The organism is Streptomyces sp. NPDC092369, from assembly GCF_044755245.1.
In the GTDB taxonomy this organism is placed as follows: domain Bacteria; phylum Actinomycetota; class Actinomycetes; order Streptomycetales; family Streptomycetaceae; genus Streptomyces.
This window is the reverse complement of the sequence record NZ_JBIVQP010000002.1, coordinates 1303407-1322310: the sequence shown is the minus strand read 5'-3', so window position 1 is coordinate 1322310 and position 18904 is coordinate 1303407. Positions and strand designations below refer to the sequence as shown.

The following is an 18904-nucleotide window of genomic DNA, read 5'->3' as shown; positions in this document are numbered from 1 at the left end:
TGATGTTCCGGGCGGAGACGCGAAGGCGAGCAGGTGGGGCGGAGAGATTCAGTCGGCCGGACCGGCCGCCTCGACGCGCTCCAGCGGGCGCCTGTACCGCACGCCTGGCTTCCCGGCCACGACCTCGTCCCCCACCAGCGTGAACCCGTTCCGTTCGAGGACCGTCCTGGACCCCGTGTTCCCGACCGCCGTGCTCGCGATCAGCTCGCTGAGCCCGTACGCCCCCGCGGCCAGCCGGCACACCTGCGCCACCGCCTCGGTCGCGACCCCCCGGCCCGCCCAGCGCTCACCGATCCGGTACCCCAGATCGGCGCTGCCCTCCTGGACGTCCACGAGATTGACACGGCCGATCAGCTCACCCCGATCGTCGACCACCACGTGGAAGTGGCAGACCCCGGCGTCCTGTTCGGCGAGCCGGGCGTCGAGGACGGCGGCGAAATCCGCGAAGAAGGCGTCACCGCGATCCGAGATGTACCGCGCGAAGTAGGCGCGGTTGGCGCGCTCGAAGGCGAGCAGGGCGGCCGCGTGATCGGCGCGCAGACGCTCCAGGCGTACCTCGTCCGTGAACATGAACGGGAGCCTAGGGATGCGCCTTTCGGACCGCATCCCGATTGTCAGTCGCCGCCGGTACCGTCGGATCATGCCCAACACCCAGGGAACCCCGCCACAGGCGGGCGAGCGCCGACTCGCCACGCTCGAAGGCGTCCTGGAGCGGATCACGTACGCCAACGAGGACACCGGATACACGGTCGCCCGTGTCGACACCGGCCGCGGCGCCGGCGATCTGCTCACCGTCGTCGGCGCGCTGCTCGGCGCGCAGGTCGGCGAGTCCCTGCGGATGGAGGGGCGTTGGGGCTCCCACCCGCAGTACGGCAAGCAGTTCACCGTCGAGAACTACACGACGCTGCTGCCGGCCACGGTGCAGGGCATCCGGCGCTACCTCGGCTCCGGCCTGGTCAAGGGCATCGGACCCGTCTTCGCCGACCGCATCACACAGCATTTCGGCCTCGACACCCTGACGATCATCGAGGAGGAGCCCAAGCGGCTCATCGAGGTGCCCGGCCTCGGCCCCAAGCGCACCAAGAAGATCGCCGACGCCTGGGAGGAGCAGAAGGCGATCAAGGAGGTCATGCTCTTCCTGCAGACCGTCGAGGTGTCCACGTCCATCGCCGTGCGCATCTACAAGAAGTACGGCGACGCCTCGATCTCCGTCGTGAAGAACCAGCCCTACCGGCTCGCCTCCGACGTCTGGGGCATCGGCTTCCTCACCGCCGACAAGATCGCCCAGTCCGTCGGCATCCCGCACGACTCCCCGGAGCGCGTCAAGGCGGGCCTGCAGTACGCGCTGTCCCAGGCGACCGACCAGGGCAACTGCTACCTCCCCGAGGAGCGCCTGATCGCCGACGCGGTGAAGCTGCTCCAGGTCGACACGGGACTGGTCATCGAATGCCTCGCCGAGCTGGCGGCCCCCCAGGAGGACGGCGAGGAACCCGGTGTCGTACGGGAGAAGGTCCCCGGACCGGACGGCGACTCGGAGCCCGTCACCGCCGTCTACCTCGTGCCCTTCCACCGCGCCGAACTCTCCCTCTCCGCCCAGCTGTTGCGCCTCCTGCGCACCGACCAGGACCGGATGCCCGCCTTCCGGGACGTGGCCTGGGACAAGGCGCTGACCTGGCTGAAGGGGCGCACGGGCACGGATCTCGCGCCCGAGCAGGAGGCCGCCGTCAAGCTGGCGCTGACCGAGAAGGTCGCCGTGCTGACCGGCGGTCCGGGCTGCGGCAAGTCCTTCACCGTGCGCTCGATCGTGGAACTGGCCCGGGCCAGGCGGGCCAAGGTCGTCCTCGCCGCCCCGACCGGCCGTGCCGCCAAGCGTCTGGCCGAGCTGACCGGCGCCGAGGCGTCGACCGTGCACCGGCTGCTTGAGCTGAAGCCCGGCGGTGACGCTGCCTACGACCGGGACCGGCCGCTGGACGCCGACCTGGTGGTGGTCGACGAGGCCTCCATGCTGGACCTGCTGCTCGCCAACAAGCTGGTCAAGGCGGTCCCGCCGGGCGCCCATCTGCTCTTCGTCGGCGATGTCGACCAGTTGCCCAGCGTCGGGGCGGGGGAGGTGCTGCGCGATCTGCTCGCCGACGGCGGCCCGATCCCCGCCGTGCGCCTCACGCGCGTGTTCCGCCAGGCCCAGCAGTCGGGCGTGGTGACGAACGCGCACCGGATCAACGCCGGACAGCACCCGGTCACCGACGGCATGAAGGACTTCTTCCTCTTCGTCGAGGACGACACCGAAGAGGCCGGCCGGCTCACCGTGGACGTGGCGGCCCGTCGCATTCCGGCCAAGTTCGGGCTCGACCCGCGCCGGGACGTCCAGGTGCTCGCGCCGATGCACCGGGGACCGGCAGGGGCGGGCAACCTCAACGGCCTGCTCCAGCAGGCGATCACCCCCGGCCGCCCCGACCTGGCGGAGAAGCGGTTCGGCGGCCGGGTCTTTCGCGTCGGCGACAAGGTCACCCAGATCCGCAACAATTACGAGAAGGGCAAGAACGGCGTCTTCAACGGCACGGTCGGCGTTGTCACCTCCCTCGACCCGGTCGACCAGCGCCTCACGGTGCTGACGGACGAGGACGAGGAGGTCCCGTACGAGTTCGACGAGCTGGACGAACTGGCACACGCGTACGCGGTGACCATCCACCGCTCGCAGGGCAGCGAGTATCCGGCCGTGGTCATCCCGGTCACCACGGGCGCGTGGATGATGCTCCAGCGGAACCTGCTCTACACGGCGGTCACCCGGGCCAAGAAGCTGGTGGTGCTGGTCGGTTCGCGCAAGGCGATCGGCCAGGCGGTACGCACGGTGTCGGCGGGGCGGCGCTGCACGGCACTCGATTTCCGGCTCATTTCAAAAAATGATCGATCAAATGAGTCATGAAGGTCACAGAGCACTTCCGGTCCGGGGATGAAGCGGGCAGGATGAGAAAGTTGGCGGCACTCAGTGCCGCCGATAGGCCCGATGGTCGACCCCGAGTGCACTCTCCTGAGCCAATTGGGGGATGGTAGAGACAGTCAGGGCAACCTCGAAGATGAGGCACTACGTCGGTGAGGGAAGACGTGAGCGACAACTCTGTAGTACTGCGGTACGGCGACGGCGAGTACACCTACCCGGTGATCAACAGCACCGTCGGCGACAAGGGCTTCGACATCGGGAAGCTCCGCGCCCAGACCGGTCTGGTGACGCTGGACAGCGGTTACGGGAACACCGCCGCCTATAAATCCGCCATCACCTACCTCGACGGCGAGGCGGGCATCCTCCGGTACCGCGGCTACCCGATCGAGCAGCTGGCCGAGCGTTCCACCTTCGTGGAGGTCGCCTACCTGCTGATCAACGGCGAGCTGCCGACGGTCGACGAGCTCTCCTCGTTCAAGAACGAGATCACGCAGCACACCCTGCTGCACGAGGACGTCAAGAACTTCTACAAGGGCTTCCCGCGCGACGCCCACCCGATGGCCATGCTGTCGTCGGTCGTCTCCGCGCTGTCCACCTTCTACCAGGACAGCCACAACCCCTTCGACGAGAAGCAGCGCAACCTCTCGACGATCCGCCTGCTCGCCAAGCTTCCGACGATCGCGGCCTACGCGTACAAGAAGTCGATCGGCCACCCGTTCGTCTACCCGCGCAACGACCTCGGCTACGTCGAGAACTTCCTGCGCATGACGTTCTCGGTGCCGGCGCAGGAGTACGACCTCGACCCGGTCGTCGTCGCCGCCCTCGACAAGCTGCTGATCCTGCACGCGGACCACGAGCAGAACTGTTCGACCTCCACGGTCCGTCTGGTCGGCTCCTCGCAGGCCAACATGTTCGCCTCCATCTCGGCCGGTATCAACGCGCTGTGGGGCCCGCTGCACGGCGGCGCCAACCAGTCCGTGCTGGAGATGCTGGAGGGCATCCAGGCCTCCGGCGGCGACGTCGACTCCTTCATCCGCAAGGTGAAGAACAAGGAGGACGGCGTCCGTCTGATGGGCTTCGGCCACCGGGTCTACAAGAACTTCGACCCGCGCGCCAAGATCATCAAGGCCGCCGCGCACGACGTCCTCTCGGCCCTCGGCAAGTCCGACGAGCTGCTGGACATCGCGCTCAAGCTGGAGGAGCACGCGCTCTCCGACGACTACTTCGTCTCGCGCAGCCTCTACCCGAACGTCGACTTCTACACCGGTCTGATCTACCGGGCCATGGGCTTCCCGACCGAGATGTTCACGGTCCTGTTCGCTCTCGGCCGGCTGCCGGGCTGGATCGCCCAGTGGCACGAGATGATCAAGGAGCCGGGCTCCCGCATCGGCCGCCCGCGCCAGATCTACACGGGCGTCGTGGAGCGGGACTTCGTCCCGGTCGAACAGCGCTGACACATGCCGATGAGGGGGTGCCGAGGAACGGCACCCCCTCATCGGCATGAAGAGACACGCAAAAGCGGAAGGCGCCCTGCCGACGGTCCCCCCACGGGCCGGCGTACAGGGCGCCTTCCCATGTCCCGGTGCGGATTCCCCCCACGGGATCCGGCCGGGCGTCTGTGAAGAACAGCGCCTGAATCGCTGCTACTGCCTGAGCAAAACGCGTACTGCTTGAGCAGAACGAGCAGAACTCGTCGTACTACTGGGTGTGCGATCTGCCGGGACAGCGCACGCTCGGGAGGGCCGCTCAAAGCTTCCCGGTGTACGTGCCCCGGCAACGCATCTCTGAGGAAGTCCCCCAAGACATCCTCAGATGCCAGTCAACGCCCCCCAAGACGCTGTCTGACATCGTCAACTTAGACCTTCGAACCCCTTCGATGGTTACGTTCACATCACTGTGATCTGCGTCTCTTGCAAATGTCCGTTAGATACGCAAGAGCCCCGATACCGCGACCGGGGCTCAAGCGTAAGGATGATGCGCGAGCCTTGTGAAGAGCTTATGTGAGGCTGGCCCTCGACTCTAGGGGGACTCTTACTTCGAATCCCCCTAACCGCCGGTAACCTTCCCGCAGTTCAGCGGAATGTCCGCAGCCGGAGGCTATTGGTCACCACGAATACGGACGAAAAGGCCATAGCGGCCCCCGCGATCATTGGATTCAGCAGACCGGCCGCGGCGAGCGGCAGCGCGGCCACGTTGTAGCCGAAGGCCCACACCAGATTGCCCTTGATGGTGGACAGCGTCCTCCTGGACAGCCGGATCGCGTCCGCGGCCACCCGGAGGTCACCTCGTACCAGCGTCAGATCGCTCGCCTCGATCGCCGCGTCCGTGCCCGTGCCCATGGCCAGGCCCAGATCCGCGGTCGCCAGCGCCGCCGCATCGTTGACTCCGTCACCGACCATGGCCACGGTCCTGCCCTCGGCCTGCAGCCGCCGTACCGCGTCGACCTTGTCCTCGGGCAGCACCTCGGCGATCACCTGCTCGATGCCGACCTCCCGCGCCACCGCCTCGGCGACCGCCTGGTTGTCCCCGGTCAGCAGCACCGGCGTGAGCCCCAGCGCGCGCAGGTCGGACACCGCCTGGGCGCTGGTCTCCTTGACCGCGTCGGCGACGGCGAGGACACCGCGTGCCACCCCGTTCCAGCCGACCACCACGGCCGTACGGCCGTCCCGCTCGGCCGCGTCCTTGGCGCGGGCCAGCTCCGGCGGCAGAGCCGCGGTGTACTCGGCGAGCCGGCCCACGGCCACCGCGCGGCCCGCCACCCGCCCGCGTACGCCCCGACCGGGCACGTTCGCGAACTCCTCGACCTCCGGCAGCTCTCCGGCCCTCTCCGCGGCACCCACGGCGATCGCCCGGGCGACCGGGTGCTCGGAGGCGTGCTCCACGGCGCCCGCGAGCCGCAGCAACTCGCTCTCGTCGGTGCCGTCGGCGACGTGGACCTCCTGAAGGGTCATGCGGCCGGTGGTCACCGTTCCGGTCTTGTCGAGGACGACGGTGTCGACGCGGCGGGTGGACTCCAGGACCTCCGGGCCCTTGATGAGGATGCCGAGCTGCGCGCCGCGCCCCGTGCCGACCAGCAGCGCGGTCGGTGTGGCCAGGCCCAGCGCGCACGGGCAGGCGATGATCAGCACCGCCACGGCCGCGGTGAACGCGGCCACCGTGTCGCCGGTGACGCCGAGCCACACCCCGAAGGTGCCGAGCGCGATGAGGATGACGGCGGGCACGAACACCGCCGAGACGCGGTCGGCCAGGCGCTGCACCTCCGCCTTGCCGTTCTGCGCGTCCTCCACCAGCTTGGCCATCCGGGCCAGTTGGGTGTCGGAGCCGACCCGGGTGGCCTCGACGACCAGCCGCCCGCCGGCGTTCACGGTCGCGCCGGTGACGGCCGAGCCGGCCCGCACGTCCACCGGCACCGACTCGCCGGTCAGCATGGCCGCGTCCACGGCGGACACGCCCTCCACGACGGTGCCGTCGGTGGCGATCTTCTCACCGGGGCGGACGACGAAGCGGTCGGCGACGGCCAGTTGGGCGACCGGGATCCGTACCTCGCGCCCACCGCGCAGCACGGACACGTCCTTCGCCCCCAGCTCCATCAGTGCCCTCAGGGCCGCGCCCGCGTGCCGCTTGGAGCGGGCCTCCAGATAGCGGCCCAGCAGGATGAACGCGACCACTCCGGCGGCCACTTCGAGGTAGATCGTGGACGCGCCGTCCATGCGCGAGACGGTGAGGCGGAACTCGTCGTGCATGCCGGTCATGCCCGCGTCGCCCCAGAACAGCGCCCACACCGACCAGCCGAACGCGGCCAGCGTGCCGACCGAGACGAGGGTGTCCATGGTGGCGGCGCCGTGCCGCGCGTTGATGAACGCGGCCTTGTGGAACGGCAGTCCGCCCCAGACGACCACGGGCGCGGCGAGGGTGAACGCGAGCCACTGCCAGTTGTCGAACTGCAGCGCCGGGATCATCGACAGCAGGATCACGGGGACCGCGAGCAGGGCGGAGACGGTGAACCGCTCACGGTAGGCGGCGAGTTCGGGATCCTCGGCGGCCGTCTCCTCCGGTGTCGAGGTCACCGGCGGAGCCGGTTCCTCGGCGGTGTACCCGGTCCTCACCACGGTCGCGATCAGGTCGGCGACCTGGATTCCCGCCGGGTAGCTGACCTTCGCCTTCTCCGTCGCGTAGTTGACCGTGGCGGTCACGCCGTCCATGCGGTTGAGCTTCTTCTCGACGCGGGCCGCGCAGGAGGCGCAGGTCATCCCGCCGATGAGCAGCTCGACCTCGGCGGCTTCGGGGGCCGCTGCCGCTATGGGTGTCTCTGCGGTGGTACTGGTCATGTCCGGACTCCAGACATCGGACCAGGCCGTGCGGAGCCAGTATCAGCTGGTCGGCACGGCCCGGTCGGAGAGCAGAACTGTGGTGCCGAAGCCGGCTCAGATCTGGCCGGCGAGCTCGAAGCCGGCCTCGTCGACCGCGGCGCGCACCGCGGCCTCGTCGAGGGGGCTGTCGGAGACGACGGTGACCTCACCGGTCGAGGCGACGGCCTTCACCGAGGTGACACCGGGGAGTTCGGAGATCTCGCCGGAGACGGAGCCCTCGCAGTGTCCGCAGCTCATCCCGGTCACCTTGTAGACGGTGGTGACGGTTCCCGGGGTGTCGGTGTGGGCGGTCATGTCGTTCTCCTCATCGAGGCGTGTGGGGTCGAGGAGGCCCACGAGGGCCCCATCGATCCTCACACTATACCCCTAGGGGGTATTTCTCCAAGAGGGATCGCGGCGGGCCAGCGACCGCGCCCAGGAGATGCCGAGAAGCGCCACCAGTACCATCCCACCCACCGAGAACACCGTGAAAAGGTGCTCCTGCTGCTCGGTCGGCCGCGGAATGTACCCCTGGGCGAAGAGCTGCCGGTCCACTCCGGTGCCCGCCAGCCGGGCCACCAGCCAGATCGCGATGCCGTGCGTCGAGTCCCACAGGGCGTGCAAGAGGGAGACGCCGAGGTACGCGCCGAACACCGGGGCGATGAACTGGAAGCGCCCGTTCGGGCGACGGTAGGAGAGCAGGACAGCGCCCGCGATCGCCGTCCACAGACCGTGCCCGAAGGGCGCGAGCACCCCGCGCAGGATCTCGGTCTCCAGCAGGGCGCGCAGATCGATGCCCCGCGCGGAGACGGCCGCGTTGAAGGCGTACCCGGCGCTCTCCAGGGCCGCGAAGCCGAAGCCGACGGTCGCGCCGAGCACGAGCCCCGACCGCATTCCGCGGATCCGGACCTGTCGGCGCAGCACGAACATCAGCGCGCCCAGCTTCACCGCCTCCTCGATGAGCCCGACGCCGACGAACATCCAGAAGGAGGGGTGCAGCAGGTAGTACTCCATCACCGAGGCGCCCAGCACGCCGAGCGTGCCACCGGTCAGGAAACAGCCGAGGATCACGCTGACGCCCAGGTCGCGGCCGTGCCGCTCGTACGCCCACAGCACGAAGGTCACCGGCACCAGGAAGCTGCCGAGCAGGATCAGGGTCGGCAGCAGCGTCGTGTTCCGCGTCGCGTACGTGACCAGCGCGGTCAGCACCCACAGCGCGAGCCCGCCGCCCAGGCACCGCTTCCACAGTCCGGTCCGGATCTGCGGGTACGTCGGCGGTGGCTGCTGCGGTCCGGGGATGCGGGCCCGGGAGGCGTCGGGCGGCGGCGTCGAGTGGGTCACGGCGGGTCCCCTCTGGCGATGGCTCGGGCACAGGTCGGCGGCGTACGGGCGTTTTGTCCGCACTTTAGGTAGCCGCGCGCTGGGCCGCAGTCCGGGAAACCGCCCCTGGACATGTCCGGCGAGGTGTCCGCGCCGCCGCAGGCGCAGGGGATCGGCCGGGGCTGCCGGTCCCGCTCGCCCTCTCCGGGAGATCCCGCGGGTCGTCGCGTCCGGTCCGGACGCGCTGGGCTGGGCGGGCTACGAGCGGGCCGTCGCCGTCCTGTCCGAGGGTCGGCCCAGACGGTCACCGACCAGGGGTTCCAGGTAGCGGGTCAGCACGTTCTTGATCTCCTGGATGTAGGCGTCCCGCTCGGCGCCCGTGTGCGAGAGGACCAGTTCGAGACCCGCCTTGTACGTGCCGAGGCAGACCTGTGCGGTGCGGGTGATGTCGCCGGTGGATGCCTCGGGCAGGAGGCTCGCGATCAGGGCCTCCACCCGGCCCAGCAGCGCGGCGTGCAGCGCTTCGTGCTCCGCGTCCAGCGTGCCCGGGACGTCCGGGCCGTGCAGGAGCGAGAAGAACACGGGGTGATCGCAGTTGAAGGCGATGAACCGGTCGACGGCGCCGCCCACGATCTCCTCCAGCGTGTCCTCGGGATCGACCGGGGCGAGCGCCTCGCCGTACATCTCCCGCATCTCGTGCATGAGCCGCCGGCTCAGCTCGATCGCGATCGCTTCCTTGTTCGGGAAGAACTGGTAGAGCGTGCCCGGGGAGACGCCGGCCTCGCGGGCGATGGCGTTGGTGCTGGCGGCCGTGTAGCCGGTGGTGGAGAAGACGGTGCTGGCGGCTTCGAGGAGCTGGGCGATACGGCGCTCACCGCGGGCCTGGCGGCGGCGCGGCTGGTCGGTCGGCGAGGTGTCGGGCATGCGTTGTCCCCAAGTCTCCGAACGCCATTGACAAACACGAGCGGTCGCTCGCATTCTGGAGAAACGCGAGCGATCTCTCGTGTTTGCCAGTCTATGGCTTCCACGGGTTTTCCAGGTGAAGGGGACACCGCACGATGACCGAAGTCAACAAGCCGCCGAACGACCCGTCGAGGCTCGGTGGCTGGACCCGCTTCGTTACCGCCAGGCCACGGCTGTCGCTGCTGGTGGCCCTGGTGATCACCGCCCTCGCCGTCGTGGCGGGCAGCGGGGTCGCCGACCGCCTGGGCAGCGGTGGCTGGGAGGACCCGGACGCCCAGTCCACGTACGCGACCAAGGCCCTGGAGCGCGAGTTCCCGGGCTCCCAGCCCAACCTCCTGCTTCTGCTGGACTCGGGCAGAGCCTCCGTCGACGACTCCGCGGTCGCCGCCGAGGCCCGCCGCCTCACCGCCGACCTGGCCGCCGAGCGGGGCGTGACGGGCGTCGGCTCCTACTGGCAGGCCGACGCCGCGACGGCACCGTCCCTGCGCGCGAAGGACGGCCACGAGGCGCTGATCGCCGCCCGCATCACCGGCGACGAGACCACGATGAGCGACACCCTCGACCGCATAGCGCCCCACTTCCGGGGGACGCACGGCCCGGTGGAGGTGAAGGTCGGCGGCATCGTCGCGGTCCGCCACGACATGCAGACGATCATCAAGGAGGACCTGACCCGCGCCGAGCTGATCGCCCTGCCGGTGACGCTCGTCCTGCTGGTGATGGTCTTCGGCAGCGCCGTCGCCGCGCTGCTCCCGCTCGGCATCGGCATCGTCGCGATCCTCGGTACGAACGCGGTGCTGCGCGGACTCACCGAGCTCACCGACGTGTCCGTCTTCGCGATCAACCTCACCACGGCCCTGGGCCTGGGCCTGGCCGTCGACTACGCACTCTTCATCGTCCGCCGCTTCCGGGAGGAACTGTCCGGCGGCGCCGAGCCGTTGGAAGCCGTCGGCACCACCCTGCGCACGGCCGGCCGGACCGTCCTCTTCTCGGCCCTCACGGTCGCGGTCTCCCTGGCGGCGATGCTGGTCTTCCCGCAGTACTTCCTGCGCTCCTTCGCCTACGCCGGTATCGCGGTGGTCCTGCTGGCCGCGGCAGCCGCCCTGTTCCTGCTCCCGGCGGCCCTGATCCTGCTCGGCCACCGGGTCGACGCCCTGGATCTGCGCCGGCTGTTCCGCCGACGCCGACAGGAGCCTGCTGCCGGCGAGACGGGCAGGGCCGCCTGGGCCCGTCTGGCGACCCTCGTCATGCGCCGGGCCCCCTTCTTCGCCCTGGCCACGACGGCCGTGCTGGTCCTGCTCGGACTGCCGTTCCTGGGCGTCAAGTTCGGCACGGCGGACGACCGCCAGCTGCCCTCGTCGTCCGAGTCGCACGTGGTGCAGCAGCACATCCGGGACGGCTTCCCGGGCAGCCCGGGCGGCGGCCTCGAAGTCCTCGCCGAGGGAAAGGCGACCCCGGCGCAGTACAGCGCGTACAAGGACCGGGTGGCCGCGCTGCCCGAGGTCGTCCGGGTCGACGGCCCGCTGGTGAAGGGCGACTCGGCGTACTTCACGGTGACACCGAAGGGCGAGGCCGTCGGCGACGACGCCCAGCGCCTGGTCGGCGACCTGCGCGCCACGGACGCCCCCTTCGACACCAAGGTGACCGGAACCGCGGCCGTCCTGGTCGACTCCAAGCACGCGATAGGGGAACGCCTGCCCTGGGCGGCCGGCTTCATCGCGGTCGTCACCCTGTTCCTGGTCTTCCTGCTCACCGGCAGCGTGCTGATACCGATCCAGGCGGTGGTGCTCAACGCGCTCAGTCTGTCGGCCATGTTCGGCGCGGTGGTCTGGGTCTTCCAGGACGGCCACCTCTCCGGCCTGCTCGGCTTCACCAGCCCCGGCTCCATCGAGACGACCCTGCCGGTCCTGATGTTCTGCGTGGCCTTCGGACTCTCCATGGACTACGGCGTCTTCCTGCTCTCCCGCATCAAGGAGGAGTACGACAGAACGGGCGACCACAACGAGGCGGTACGGCACGGACTCCAGCGCACGGGCGGTCTGATCACAGCGGCGGCGGTCATCCTGGCGGTCGTCATGGTCGCCATCGGCACCTCCCGGGTGACCAACACCAAGATGCTGGGCCTGGGGATCGCCCTCGCCGTCCTGATGGACGCGATGATCGTGCGCAGCCTGCTGGTGCCGGCGGTGATGAGACTGACGGGGAAGGCGACCTGGTGGGCACCAGGCCCGTTGCGGCGCTTCCACGAACGGTTCGGTCTGAGCGAAGGTGAGGGTCAGCGGCGTGGCGGCGCGACCGGCCACGACGAGCCCGCAGACCCCGACGGCGACAGGAGCCCACATGAGAGCGGTGGTATTCGAGCACTTCGGTGAGCCCGCGGAGACACGTGAGCTCCCCGACCCTCGACCGGCCGCTCACGGAGTCGTCGTACGGGTCGCAGCGACAGGCCTCTGCCGAAGCGACTGGCACGGCTGGCAGGGCCACGACCCGGACATCACCCTGCCCCACGTACCGGGGCACGAACTGGCCGGCGTGATCGAGGAGACCGGCGCCGGGGTGCGGGACTGGCACCCAGGCGACCGGGTCACCGTCCCCTTCGTATGCGCCTGCGGAACCTGCGCGGCATGCACGGCCGGCGACCAGCAGGTCTGCGAGCGGCAGACCCAACCCGGCTTCACGCACTGGGGCTCGTTCGCCGAGTACGTCGCGCTGGACCACGCCGACGTGAACCTGGTCGCCGTACCCGACGAGCTGTCGTTCGCCACCGCGGCAGCGCTCGGCTGCCGGTTCGCCACGGCGTTCCGGGCGGTGGTGCAGCAGGGCAGGGTCGCGGCGGGGGAGTGGGTCGCCGTGCACGGGTGCGGGGGCGTGGGCCTCTCCGCGGTGATGATCGCGGCGGCCGCGGGGGCACGGGTCGTGGCCGTCGATGTGTCGCCGGGGGCGTTGGACCTGGCGCGGAAGTTCGGCGCGGCACAGTGCGTGGACGCGGGGCGCACCGCCGATCCGGCCGCCGCGATCCGTGAACTGACCGGCGGGGGAGCCCACCTGTCCCTCGACGCCCTGGGCTCACCGGTCACCTGCGCCGCCTCGGTGAACGGCCTGCGTCGCCGTGGCCGGCACATCCAGGTCGGCCTGCTCCCGTCGGCCGACGGCACGACCCCCGTCCCCATGGCCCGCGCGATCGCCCTGGAGCTCGAACTCCTCGGCAGCCACGGCATGGCCGCGCACACCTACCCGCCGATGCTGGAGCTGGTCCGCGCCGGGGCGCTGCGTCCCGACCTGCTGGTGACGTCGACGATCACGCTGGACGCCACTCCGGACGCGCTGGCCGCGATGGGGACGGCGCCGGGAGCGGGCGTCACGGTCATCGAGCCGGGGAACCGGGGGCGTTGAGACCGTTGCCGGATTCGTCGTCCGGGCCACTGCCGGGGCCGCTGTCGGGCCCGTTGAGCGCGGCCCACTCCCGGTCGAGGAGGCCCATGAGGATCGCGTCGACCCACTCGCCGTCCCGCAGCGAGGCCTCCCGGCGGACACCCTCGACGACGAAGCCGGCCTTCTCGTAGACGCGCAGGGCCCGGTGGTTGTTGCCGTAGACCTCCAACTCGATCCGATGCAGGCCCAGTTGTTCGAAGCCGTGGCCGACGATGAGGCGGGTGGCCTCGGTGCCGATGCCCCGGCCGCGTCCCCGGGGTCCGATGAGTGTGCGGAACGTACAGCTGCGCGCCGCCGGATCCCACTCGTACAGGACGACCTCGCCGAGGAGTTCGCCGGTGGCGGGGTCGGTGACGGCGAGATCCAGCCGGTCGGGGGCGTCGGCCCGGGAGCCGTACCAGGGGCGCAGGCGTTCGGGGGTGAGTTCGGTGGAGGGCTCGAAGGTGAACCGGACGACCTCGGGATCCTGGACGATCTCCCAGATGCCGTCCGCGTCGGCCGCGGTGAAGGGCCGCAGCACGGTCCTGTCGCCGGTCAGCACGGGTTTGACGGCGAAGTCGGTCATGGCGGAGCCGCTGGCGGAGGAGTCGTTCACGGGGACGACTGTGCCCCACCTGCCAGGTGAGGCACAGCTCCTTTTTTCTGTGACCCTTCCGAGTGTTCTCCCGCCTCTCCTCCGGCTCAGTCCTCTCTGCGGCCGCGGTTGCCGGGCCGGGAGGCGACCCAGGTGCGGACCGTGTCGGCGTACCAATAGGGCTTGCCGCCCTCGACATGGTCGGGCGGGGGCAGCAGACCGTGCTTGCGGTAGGACCGCACGGTGTCCGGCTGCACCTTGATGTGTGCGGCGATCTCCTTGTACGACCACAGCCGTCGGTCGGTCATGAAACGCACCTCCCTGCGTGCGCCGCGGGGGCGGCCGGGAACGGCCGTCGGGGGAGCCGGGCGCTGCGCTGGCGATCACAAAGCCTGTGCCCGCTCAACGACGCAGAGTGATGACTGGGCAGTGCCTGTGCGCGGGGTGTGACGCAGAACCCGCGTACACGCGACATGTGTGACACGGAGGGGGCGTTTGTGACACGAGTGCAGCAAAGGCGCACGCGGGCTCACGGGCGCGGCGCATTGACACGGCTGTCGACGCGTCCATTTCCGGCCGAATGGCAAGCGCCGTCCATGACTCGTCCGAATGTCCGGACAAAACATTGACAGGGCTCCGGCTCCGGGGCTACAAAGCCGGAGGAGAGCCGTGACGAAGGGAAGCCGATGGCGTACGACCTGATCACCATGGGACGGATCGGTGTCGATCTGTATCCGCTGCAGACCGGCGTTCCGCTCCCACAGGTGACCACCTTCGGCAAGTTCCTCGGCGGTTCGGCGACGAACGTCGCGGTCGCCGCGGCCCGGCTCGGCCGGCGGACCGCGGTGATCACCCGTACCGGCGACGACCCCTTCGGCGTCTACCTGCACGAGGCCCTCCAGGGCTTCGGCGTCGATGACCGCTGGGTGACCCCGGTGCCCGGCCTGCCCACCCCGGTCACCTTCTGCGAGGTCTTCCCGCCGGACGACTTCCCGCTGTACTTCTACCGGCAGCCCAAGGCGCCCGACCTGGAGATCGACGCCCACGACCTCGACCTCGACGCCATCCGTGACGCCCGCGTCTTCTGGGTCACCGGCACCGGCCTGAGCGAGGAGCCGAGCCGTACGGCGACGCTGGCGGCGCTCGCCCACCGGGCCAAGGCGGGTACAACGGTCTTCGACCTGGACTGGCGCCCCATGTTCTGGAAGGACCCGGACTCCGCCCGCCCCTTCTACGAGGACGCCCTGCGCCACACCACCGTCGCGGTCGGCAACCTCGACGAGGTGGAGGTCGCCACCGGAGTGCGTGAACCGCGGGCGGCCGCCCAGGCGTTGCTGGACGCCGGCGTCGAACTGGCGGTCGTCAAGCAAGGGCCCAAGGGCGTCCTCGCCGTCAACAGCAAGGGTGAGTCGGCCGAGGTGCCGCCCCTCCCGGTGACCGTCCTGAACGGACTCGGCGCCGGTGACGCGTTCGGCGGCACCCTCTGCCACGGCCTGCTGGAGGGCTGGGACCTGGAGACGATCATGCGGCACGCCAACGCGGCCGGCGCGATCGTCGCCTCCCGCCTGGAATGCTCCTCGGCGATGCCGACCACCGACGAGATCGACGCCGCCCTCAAGGCCGGAGCGGTGCTGTGAGGGCCGGCCGGGTCCGCGGGCGCGACGACGCGTTCGACGACGAAACCGCGGGCACGGGGTGCCTCGGCATGACCGTGGGGCCGGCGCGTGCCGCCACGCCCCCGCATGTCGACGTCGCCGAACTCGTCCGGCTGCGCGCCCACCACCCCGAGTCCGTCGCGGAGGCCGCCGCCCGACGCGTGCGCCGATCGCTGCTCGGCGACTCCGGCCGCCTGATGATCGTCGCCGCCGACCACCCGGCCCGCGGCGCGCTCGGCGTCGGCGACCGCAAGCTCGCCATGGCCAACCGCGCCGACCTGCTGGAACGCCTCTGCCTCGCGCTCTCCCGCCCCGGCGTCGACGGCGTCCTCGCCACCGCCGACATCCTCGACGACCTGCTGCTGCTCGGCGCCCTGGACGACAAGGTCGTCATGGGCTCGATGAACCGCGGCGGTCTGCAGGGCGCCGCCTTCGAACTCGACGACCGCTTCACCGGCCACCGCGCCGAGGACATCGAGCGGCTCGGCTTCGACGCCGGCAAGCTGCTGCTGCGCATCGACTACGACGACCCGGGCTCGCTCACCACCCTGGAGTCCACCGCCCGCGCGATCGACGACATGGCCGCGCGTCACCTGCCGGTGTTCGTCGAGCCGTTCATCAGCCGCCGGACGGACGAGGGCAGGCTCAAGAACGACCTCTCCGCCGAGGCCGTCATCAGGTCCATCGCCATCTCCTCGGGCCTGGGCGGCACTTCGGCCTACACCTGGCTCAAGCTCCCGGTCACCGAGAACCCCGACGACATGGCCGAGGTCATGGAGACGTCGACCCTGCCCGCCGTGCTGCTGGGCGGCGAGGTCGGCGACGACCAGGACGGGGCGTACGAGAAGTGGCGCGGCGCCCTCCAACTCCCCACCGTGCGGGGCCTGGTGGTGGGCCGCTCACTGCTGTACCCGGCGGACGGCGATGTGGCCGCCGCCGTGGACACCGCCGTAGGACTGCTGTGAGGGCCGTATGACCGGCAACAGGCTGTACATTCCGCGCGGTTCCACCGCCGACGCCAACTATGTGTTCGACGTCGACCCCAAGCGGGCCGGCTGGGAGTACAGCGGGCTGCGGATCGTCGAGTTGGGCGCGGGTGGCACGCACACCTTCACCACCGGCGACAGTGAGTGGATCGTGCTTCCGCTGCAAGGCGGATGTACGGTGCAAATGGGTACCGATGTGTTTCAACTCCTGGGCAGGGAAAGCGTGTTCGCGTCCGTCACGGACTTCGCGTACGCACCCCGGGACGCCCAGGTCCAGATCGCCTCCGGCGCGGGAGGCCGCTTCGCCCTGGCAGGAGCGAAGTGCGAGCGACGACTCCCCGCCCGCTACGGCCCCGCGCCGGAGGTCCCCGTCGAAGAGCGTGGCAGCGGCACGCAGTTGCGGCACGTCCGCAACTTCGCGTCCGCCGACGCCTTCGAGTGCGACAAGCTGATCGCCGTCGAGGTGATCACACCCGGCGGCAACTGGTCCTCGTATCCGCCGCACAAGCACGACGAGCACCGGCCCGGTGTGGAAGCCGAGTTGGAGGAGATCTACTGGTTCGAGATCGACGGCCCGAACGGTTTCGGCTATCAGCGCGTATCTCCCTCCCGTGAGGGCGGATCCGACGTCCTCGCGGAGGTCCGCTCCGGCGACGCCGTCCTCGTCCCCGATGGATGGCACGGCCCGTCCATCGCCCAGCCCGGCCACGACATGTACTACCTGAATGTCATGGCGGGGCCGGGTCCGACGCGGGAGTGGCGGATCTGCTTCCACCCCGAGCACACGGAGGGTTACCGATGACCTCGACGACGAGGCTCACGGTCGCGCAGGCGCTGGTGCGGTTCCTGGCCGCCCAGTTCACCGAGCGGGACGGCACCCGGCAGCGGCTGATCGGCGCGACCTGGGGCATCTTCGGCCACGGCAACGTGGCCGGCATCGGCCAGGCACTCGTCGAGTACGCCGACGACATGCCCTACCACCAGGGCCGCAACGAACAGGCCATGGTGCACGCGGCAGTTGGCTACGCGCGTCAGTCGGGCCGCCTCTCCACGCACGCGGTGACGACGTCGATCGGCCCGGGCGCCACCAACCTGGTCACCGGCGCCGCCCTCGCCACGATCAACCACCTCCCGGTCCTGCTGCTGCCCGGCGACGTCTTCGCCGCCCGCCCCGCCGACCCGGTGCTCCAGCAGCTCGAAGTCCCGTACGCGGGCGATGTGTCGGTCAACGACAGCCTGCGCCCGGTGTCCAGGTACTTCGACCGGATCAACCGCCCCGAGCAGCTGGTCCCGGCGGCCCTCCAGGCGATGCGCGTACTGACCGACCCGGTGGAGACGGGCGCGGTAACTCTCGCTCTCCCGCAGGACGTTCAGGCCGAGGCCCACGACTGGCCGGACGAGTTCTTCGCCGAACGCACCTGGGCGGTACGCCGTCCGGCCGCCGACCCGGCCGAACTCGCCGAAGCCGTACGGCTGATCAGGTCCGCCCGCCGCCCGCTCGTCGTGGCCGGCGGGGGAGTGCACCACAGCCGCGCCGAGGAAACGCTCGCGGAGTTCGCGCAGGCCACCCGCATACCGGTCGCCTCCACCCAGGCCGGCAAGGGCTCGCTGCGCTGGGACCACCCGCAGGACGTCGGCGGCATCGGCCACACCGGCACGGCGACCGCCGACGAACTCGCCCGCACCGCCGACCTGGTGATCGGCGTCGGCACCCGCTACACCGACTTCACCACCGCCTCCGGCACCCTCTTCGCGGGCGACGGCGTCCGCTTCCTCAACCTCAACATCGCGCCCTACGACGGCCACAAGCTCGCCGGCACCCCGCTGATCGCGGACGCCCGCTCCGGTCTGACCGAACTCACCCAGGCCCTCGCCCTGCACGAGCACCGCGTCGCCGACTCCTACGCGGCCGAGTACACCGAGGACAAGGAGCGCTGGGAGCAGCGGATCGACGCCTGCTACGAGGCCGAGGAGCCGGACATCCGGCCGACCCAGCCGCAGGTCATCGGCGCCCTGGACGCACTCGTCGACGAGACGGACGTGATCGTCAACGCGGCCGGCTCGCTCCCCGGCGACCTGCACAAGATGTGGCGCACCCGCTCGCGGGACCAGTACCACCTGGAGTACGGCTACTCCTGCATGGGCTACGAGATCCCGGCCGCGATCGGCGTCAAGCTGGCCGCGCCCGACCGCAATGTCTGGGCGCTGGTCGGCGACGGCACGTACCTGATGATGCCGACGGAGATCGTGACCGCCGTACAGGAGGGCATCGCGATCAAGCTGCTGCTCATACAGAACCACGGGTACGCGTCCATCGGCGGCCTGTCGGAGTCGGTGGGCGCCGAGCGCTTCGGCACCGCCTACCGCTACCCCTCCGACGACGGCACCTTCACCGGCCCCCCGCTGCCCGTGGACCTCGCCGCCAACGTGGCCAGCCTGGGCATGCGCGTCCTGCGCGCCAAGACCGTCGCGGACCTGCGCACGGCACTCGCCGAGGCCCGGGCCGCCGACACTCCCACATGTGTCTACGTCGAGACGCAAACCGCAGACACAGTGTCGGGCGCGCCTCCGGCGCAGGCCTGGTGGGATGTTCCTGTGGCCGAGACCGCGACCCGCGCGTCCGCGGTCAAGGCACGTGAGCTGTACGAACGGCACGTCTCCACCCGACGCCGCCATCTGTGAAGGAGTAT

Annotated in this window: 15 protein-coding genes; 8 read left to right on the top strand and 7 right to left on the bottom strand. The window is 70.2% G+C overall.

Annotation, left to right across the window (positions count from 1 at the left end; all coding sequences use genetic code 11):
• Window positions 1-48: 48 nt before the first annotated feature.
• Window positions 49-570, bottom strand: a complete 522-nt coding sequence (locus ACIQI8_RS15580) for a GNAT family N-acetyltransferase (protein ID WP_402349617.1) — start codon at window positions 568-570, stop codon at window positions 49-51.
• A gap of 70 nt (window positions 571-640) precedes the next feature.
• Here ACIQI8_RS15580 and ACIQI8_RS15575 point away from each other — a divergent pair, with 70 nt between their 5' ends.
• Together ACIQI8_RS15575 and ACIQI8_RS15570 are read left to right on the top strand one after the other, a co-directional pair.
• Window positions 641-2923: an ATP-dependent RecD-like DNA helicase gene (locus tag ACIQI8_RS15575; protein WP_402349614.1), complete on the top strand. Its 2283-nt coding sequence runs from the start codon at window positions 641-643 to the stop codon at window positions 2921-2923.
• A 179-nt stretch (window positions 2924-3102) separates the two neighbouring features.
• Window positions 3103-4392, top strand: a complete 1290-nt coding sequence (locus tag ACIQI8_RS15570; RefSeq protein ID WP_402349610.1) for a citrate synthase — start codon at window positions 3103-3105, stop codon at window positions 4390-4392.
• 618 nt (window positions 4393-5010) lie between these two features.
• Here ACIQI8_RS15570 and ACIQI8_RS15565 read toward each other — a convergent pair.
• The 4 genes from ACIQI8_RS15565 to ACIQI8_RS15550 all read right to left on the bottom strand — a co-directional run bounded on the left by ACIQI8_RS15565 (window position 5011) and on the right by ACIQI8_RS15550 (window position 9531).
• The gene (locus ACIQI8_RS15565) at window positions 5011-7266 is read right to left on the bottom strand and encodes a heavy metal translocating P-type ATPase (RefSeq protein ID WP_402349607.1); all 2256 of its coding nucleotides are present in this window, start codon (window positions 7264-7266) and stop codon (window positions 5011-5013) included.
• A 96-nt stretch (window positions 7267-7362) separates the two neighbouring features.
• Complete coding sequence (locus ACIQI8_RS15560) at window positions 7363-7602, bottom strand: heavy-metal-associated domain-containing protein (RefSeq protein ID WP_402349604.1); 240 nt, start codon at window positions 7600-7602, stop codon at window positions 7363-7365.
• Between the two features lie 72 nt (window positions 7603-7674).
• Entirely contained in the window at window positions 7675-8628 is a 954-nt protein-coding gene (locus ACIQI8_RS15555; RefSeq protein WP_402349601.1) for a PrsW family intramembrane metalloprotease, read from the bottom strand.
• A gap of 237 nt (window positions 8629-8865) precedes the next feature.
• Complete coding sequence (locus ACIQI8_RS15550) at window positions 8866-9531, bottom strand: TetR family transcriptional regulator (RefSeq protein WP_402349598.1); 666 nt, start codon at window positions 9529-9531, stop codon at window positions 8866-8868.
• A 134-nt stretch (window positions 9532-9665) separates the two neighbouring features.
• On the opposite strand from ACIQI8_RS15550, the gene ACIQI8_RS15545 reads away from it, so the two are divergent.
• Together ACIQI8_RS15545 and ACIQI8_RS15540 are read left to right on the top strand one after the other, a co-directional pair.
• Window positions 9666-11939, top strand: coding sequence for an MMPL family transporter (locus ACIQI8_RS15545; RefSeq protein WP_402349595.1), 2274 nt, complete (start codon window positions 9666-9668; stop codon window positions 11937-11939).
• Window positions 11908-12960 carry a zinc-dependent alcohol dehydrogenase family protein gene (locus ACIQI8_RS15540; protein ID WP_402349592.1) on the top strand — a complete coding sequence of 351 codons (1053 nt, stop codon included), beginning with the start codon at window positions 11908-11910 and terminating at the stop codon, window positions 12958-12960. Before ACIQI8_RS15545 ends, ACIQI8_RS15540 begins: the two co-directional genes overlap by 32 nt.
• Here the strand turns inward: ACIQI8_RS15540 and ACIQI8_RS15535 are convergent.
• Together ACIQI8_RS15535 and ACIQI8_RS15530 are read right to left on the bottom strand one after the other, a co-directional pair.
• Entirely contained in the window at window positions 12932-13564 is a 633-nt protein-coding gene (locus tag ACIQI8_RS15535) for a GNAT family N-acetyltransferase (protein WP_402350477.1), read from the bottom strand. The genes ACIQI8_RS15540 and ACIQI8_RS15535 overlap by 29 nt on opposite strands.
• A 116-nt stretch (window positions 13565-13680) precedes the next feature.
• Window positions 13681-13881 (bottom strand): MerR family transcriptional regulator, encoded by a 201-nt coding sequence (locus tag ACIQI8_RS15530; RefSeq protein WP_124000110.1) that lies wholly within the window; start codon window positions 13879-13881, stop codon window positions 13681-13683.
• A 378-nt stretch (window positions 13882-14259) separates the two neighbouring features.
• Here ACIQI8_RS15530 and iolC point away from each other — a divergent pair, with 378 nt between their 5' ends.
• The 4 genes from iolC to iolD all read left to right on the top strand — a co-directional run bounded on the left by iolC (window position 14260) and on the right by iolD (window position 18896).
• Window positions 14260-15210, top strand: coding sequence for a 5-dehydro-2-deoxygluconokinase (gene iolC / locus ACIQI8_RS15525; protein WP_402349589.1), 951 nt, complete (start codon window positions 14260-14262; stop codon window positions 15208-15210).
• Window positions 15211-15278: 68 nt separating this feature from the next.
• Window positions 15279-16193 carry a deoxyribose-phosphate aldolase gene (locus ACIQI8_RS15520; protein WP_402349586.1) on the top strand — a complete coding sequence of 305 codons (915 nt, stop codon included), beginning with the start codon at window positions 15279-15281 and terminating at the stop codon, window positions 16191-16193.
• A gap of 7 nt (window positions 16194-16200) precedes the next feature.
• Window positions 16201-17016 (top strand): 5-deoxy-glucuronate isomerase, encoded by an 816-nt coding sequence (gene iolB, locus ACIQI8_RS15515; RefSeq protein WP_402349584.1) that lies wholly within the window; start codon window positions 16201-16203, stop codon window positions 17014-17016.
• Complete coding sequence (gene iolD, locus ACIQI8_RS15510) at window positions 17013-18896, top strand: 3D-(3,5/4)-trihydroxycyclohexane-1,2-dione acylhydrolase (decyclizing) (protein WP_402349581.1); 1884 nt, start codon at window positions 17013-17015, stop codon at window positions 18894-18896. The genes iolB and iolD overlap by 4 nt, the downstream gene beginning before the upstream one ends.
• Window positions 18897-18904: the final 8 nt, after the last annotated feature.